At 69.6% G+C, this 4,420-nt stretch carries 4 protein-coding genes and 1 pseudogene; all 5 read left to right on the forward strand.

The features are described 5' to 3' along the window. Positions 1–335 (forward strand): annotated as a pseudogene (locus MHW47_RS32535) (dimethylmenaquinone methyltransferase); the annotation flags it as partial. A 7-nt stretch (positions 336–342) separates the two neighbouring features. After that, on the forward strand, positions 343–765 hold the full coding sequence (locus tag MHW47_RS32540; RefSeq protein ID WP_239227445.1) for a cupin domain-containing protein: 423 nt from the start codon (positions 343–345) through the stop codon (positions 763–765). Positions 766–831: 66 nt separating this feature from the next. Continuing rightward, positions 832–2,403, forward strand: a complete 1,572-nt coding sequence (locus MHW47_RS32545; RefSeq protein ID WP_239227446.1) for an aldehyde dehydrogenase family protein — start codon at positions 832–834, stop codon at positions 2,401–2,403. A 14-nt stretch (positions 2,404–2,417) separates the two neighbouring features. Then, positions 2,418–2,819 carry a RidA family protein gene (locus MHW47_RS32550; protein WP_239227447.1) on the forward strand — a complete coding sequence of 134 codons (402 nt, stop codon included), beginning with the start codon at positions 2,418–2,420 and terminating at the stop codon, positions 2,817–2,819. A 77-nt stretch (positions 2,820–2,896) separates the two neighbouring features. Beyond that, positions 2,897–4,354 carry a cytosine permease gene (locus MHW47_RS32555; RefSeq protein WP_239227448.1) on the forward strand — a complete coding sequence of 486 codons (1,458 nt, stop codon included), beginning with the start codon at positions 2,897–2,899 and terminating at the stop codon, positions 4,352–4,354. Positions 4,355–4,420 lie beyond the last annotated feature (66 nt).

The raw sequence follows: 4,420 nt of genomic DNA on the forward strand, positions 1-4,420 counted from the left end.
CCGGGACCGGGCTGCCCTGCTTCCACCGGGGCAACGCGCCCGCCGCGACGCCCATCGCCCTGCACCCGGTCGCGCTGGACGAGCCGGTCGGCTGCGGCGGCGTGGCGGTCTACCCCGGTGACGTGGTGCTAGGCGACGACGACGGGGTCGCCGTGATCCCGCGTCACCTCGCCGTCGACGTGGCCGCCCTGGCCGCCGACGCGGCCTCGTACGAAGAGTTCGCGGCACTCGAGATCCGGCGCGGGCGGTCCCTCTTCGGGCTGTTCCCCGCCACCGCCGAAAGCCGCCAGGAATACGACACATGGGTGGCATCGAGCCGTCCGGGTTTGGAGTGAAATCCCCGTGCACATCGACCCCGCGACCCTGCGGTCGCTGGAAGTCCTGATCCACGCCGCCGACCTCGACGACGCCGGCTGGATCGACTACCCCGACTACGGGTTCCGCCAGTACTTCCTCTTCAAGAACCCCGAAACCGGCGCCAGCATCGCCCTCCTCGAATACGAGAAGGGCGGCACGATACCGACCCGGCACACCCACGCCTCGAACCAGTTCATGTACTGCCTCGAAGGCGACTACGAGTACACCGAGTCCGGTCTGCGGCTGCGCCCCGGTTCGTTCTACATGAATCCGAAGGACCACCCCCACGGGCCGACGCTCGCCCACGAGCGCAGCGTGCTGATCGAGATCTACGACGGCCCGCACTACTACGAGAAGCCCGAGTACCACACCGACGAGACGATCGGGGACTTCCTTGCGAAGGACTGACGCGCCGGGACGCACCCAGGAGCACGCCGGACCCGCGGCGTCGAGCGGAACCGAGGAAGAACGACGATGACCGAGACGACCGACCGCACGCCCGGCACCGCCGGCGCCCTGTTCGACACCGGCAAGGTGCTGGCCGCCTTCGGCCTGGACCGGGTGCACTCCGGCACGTACACGGACGCCTTGGGCTGGGGCGCCGTCGAGGACCGCCCGGTGATCGAGGCCGTCTGTCCCGCCGACGGCGAGACCGTCGGCCGGATCGCCGCCTCCGACGCCGGGGACTACGAGAGCGTCGTGGCCGCCGCCGTCGCGGCGCAGAAGAAGTGGCGGATGGTCCCGCCGCCCCGGCGCGGCGAGTTCGTGCGCCGCATCGGCCTGCTGATCGAGGAGAACATCGAAGAGCTGGCAGCCGTCGTCTGCCTCGACACCGGCAAGTCGATGATGGAGGCCAGGGGCGAGCTGCGCGAGGCCGTCGACATGTCGACCCTGGCCGCGGGCCAGGCCCGGATGATGTACGGCTTCACCCAGCAGTCCCAGCGTGCCGAGCACCGCATGTACGACCAGTGGCTGCCGCTGGGCGTGGTCGGGCTGATCAGCGCGTACAACTTCCCGGCCGCGGTCTGGGCGCAGAACGGCTTCCTCGCCGCGATCGCGGGCAACACCGTGGTCTGGAAGCCGAGCCCCAAGGTGCCGCTCACCGCCGTCGCGCTGCAGAAGCTGGTCAACCGGGCGGCCGCCGAGATGGGCTGCGAGGGCGTCTTCTCCCTGTTCACCCCCGCCGACAACGCCGTCGCCGAGCGGCTGATCGCCGACACCCGGGTCGCGATGATCTCCTTCACGGGCTCCACCGGCGTCGGACGCAAGGTCGCCGAGATCGTCGGCTCGACGCTCGGACGCCGCTACCAGCTGGAGTGCTCGGGCAACAACGGGTGCATCGTCGACGAGACCGCCGATCTCGAACTCGCGGCGAAGGCGCTGACGTTCGGCGTGGTCGGCACCACCGGCCAGCGCTGCACCAGCACCCGCCGGGTCATCGCCCACCGGAGCATCGCCGGCCGGCTCGTCGAGCTGATGAAGAAGTCCTTCGACCAGATCACCATCGGTGACCCGCGCGACCCGGACACCGTCGTCGGCCCGCTGATCGACGCGCAGGCCGTGGAGGACTACCGCGCCGTCCTCGCCCGCGCCGAACGCGACGGGGCCACCGTGGTCCACGGCGGCCGGGTCATGGACCGGCCCGGACTGTACGTGGAGCCCACGATCGTCACCGGCGTGGAGCCGCACTTCGAGATCGCCCAGTCCGAGACCTTCGTCCCGATCGTCTCCGTGCTGGTCTACGACGACCTCGACGAGGCCATCGAGATCCACAACGGCGTGGCCCAGGGCCTGGCCTCGGGCATGCACAGCACCGACCTGAACCACATCGAGACCTTCCTCTCCGCCCGGGGCAGTGACTGCGGCATCGTCCGCGTGAACATGGGCACCACGGGTGCCGACGTCGGCGCGGCGTTCGGCGGCGAGAAGGAGACCGGCGGCGGCCGTACCGCCGGGTCCACGGCGTGGCAGGGGTTCATGCGCCGCCAGAGCGTGTGCGTGAACTGGGGCGGCACGTCCGCCTGGGACAGCCGAATCGACCTGTGAGGACCGCAGCCACCATGAAGAAGAAACGATTCATCTCCGATGCCGTGCGGGAACCGAAGGCCCGGACCTGGTCCAACTGCCTCCGCGTCGACGATCTCATCCTGATCTCCGGCATGACCGCACGCGGCAACGACGGCGAGAGCGTCCTCGGCGACACCGCCCTCGACCAGTCCCGCGTCGTCTTCCAGAAGATCAAGGACCTCATCGAGGCGGCCGGCGGCGCCATGGACGACGTCGTCAAGATGACCATCTTCGTCACGCACATGAGTGACAACGCCCAGGTGTGGAAGGCCCGCGAGGAGTTCTTCACCGGCGACTTCCCCGCCTGCTCGCTCGTCCAGGTGGCCGCTCTGGCCAAGCCGGAAATCCTCGTCGAGATCGAAGCCCTCGCGATCGCGGGCTGCAGCACGGACTGACCGATTACGGCGACACCCGGCGCGTTCCCCCGCGGAACGCGCCGCGGACGCCCTCTCTTCTCCGATGGGTAGGAACTGTGTCGTCAACAACGAACCCCCCGGGGCCGACCCCCTCGACGCTGTCCGCGGCGGCCGAGGACCACGCCCTGGTCAGCGTGCCGACGGCCGAGCGCCGCAGCGGCCACCAACTCGCCCTCAGCCCGGTCAGCGTCGCCACGGCACTCGTCGTCTTCGCCATCGCCGGCTTCACCGTCGTCCTCGCTGGCTTCACCGTGGGCATGACCGTCGGCGTCCTCGTCGCCGCCCTCGGCGTCTTCCTCGGCAAGGCCCTCGGCCGGATGGCCTTCGAGACCGGCATGTCCTCCACGATCACCTCCCGGTTCTTCGGATTCGGCCTGCGGGGATCGTCGATCGGCTCCGCCGTCTTCGCCTTCATGATCCTCGGCTTCCTGGCCATGGAGTCGGCCCTCCTCTACCAGGGCACCCTGCTGATGTTCGACCTGCCCGACTCCTGGACGAACCGCGTCCTGCTCTACGGCCTCATGACCCTGCTGTGGATCGGACTCGCCGTCTTCGGGCTCAAACCCGCCCTGCGCGCCTCCGGCGTCCTCACGGCGGTCACCCTCCTCGTCACGATCTACATGATCATCCACATCTACGTCATCGAGGGCGCCGACCCCATGGACGTCTTCCGCTACGACGGGGTCGTCCCCGGCGGCCTGTGGCCCAAGTTCGAGGCCGCGATATCGGTCATGGGCGCGACGGCCGGAACCATCGCCCTCGTCACCACGGACTTCGCCCGCTACTGCCGCACCCGCCGCGACGTCACCGTCCTGGCCACGGCCGGCCCGGTCACCCAGAACATCCTCATGACCGTCCTCGGCTCCCTCGTCGTCATCGGCGGCATGCCCGACGTCGTCACCTACCTCATGGACCACGACAAGACCCTGACCCCCGAAGCCGCGGGCGCGGCGGGCAGCGACTTCGTCATGCAGAACACCGGCGCCTTCTTCGTGATCTTCGCCGCCTGGCTCGGCTTCGTCACCATCTACGCCGCCCAGGCCAAGGCCCAGGCCATCAACGCCTACTCCGGCTCGCTCTCCCTGGTCAACCTCGTGGACGCCCTCACCGGCCGCAAACCCGGCCGCGCCGCGATGGTCGTCGCCGGAAACGTCATCGCCCTGGTGATGATCGGCGCCGGAATCCTGGAGAAGTTCTCCACCTACCTCGCGTACCTGGGCGCCATGACCCTCGGCATGTGCGGCGTCATGATCGCCGACTACTACCTGGTGCGCCGGGCACGGTACGACGGCGCAACCCACCGGGTGGAGAAGTGGAACTGGGCCGGGGTCATCACCCTCACCGCCTCCGCCGCCATCGGCATGATCCTCATGGCCACCGACGTCTTCGCCCTCGGCTTCCTGGTGTCGTTCGTCGCGGCACTCCTCCTCTACCCCGCCCTGCGGACATGGCTCCCCGAGGGCACGGGCACCTCCTTCGCCGCGAGCGAGGAAGCCGTCGAGGAAGCCGTCTGAACCCCGGGGCGGCGGTGGAGTCCTCCCGGCCCCGCACCCCCCTGCGGCGCCACCCCTCCCGCCGCC

The sequence above is a fragment of the Streptomyces sp. OfavH-34-F genome, assembly GCF_022347745.1.
Classification (GTDB): domain Bacteria; phylum Actinomycetota; class Actinomycetes; order Streptomycetales; family Streptomycetaceae; genus Streptomyces.

Bases quoted from the DNA above. Each gene is read 5' to 3' on its own strand.
- MHW47_RS32545 (WP_239227446.1), top strand. From the start codon at position 832: ATGACCGAGACGACCGACCGCACGCCCGGCACCGCCGGCGCCCTGTTC.
- MHW47_RS32550 (WP_239227447.1), top strand. From the start codon at position 2,418: ATGAAGAAGAAACGATTCATCTCCGATGCCGTGCGGGAACCGAAGGCC.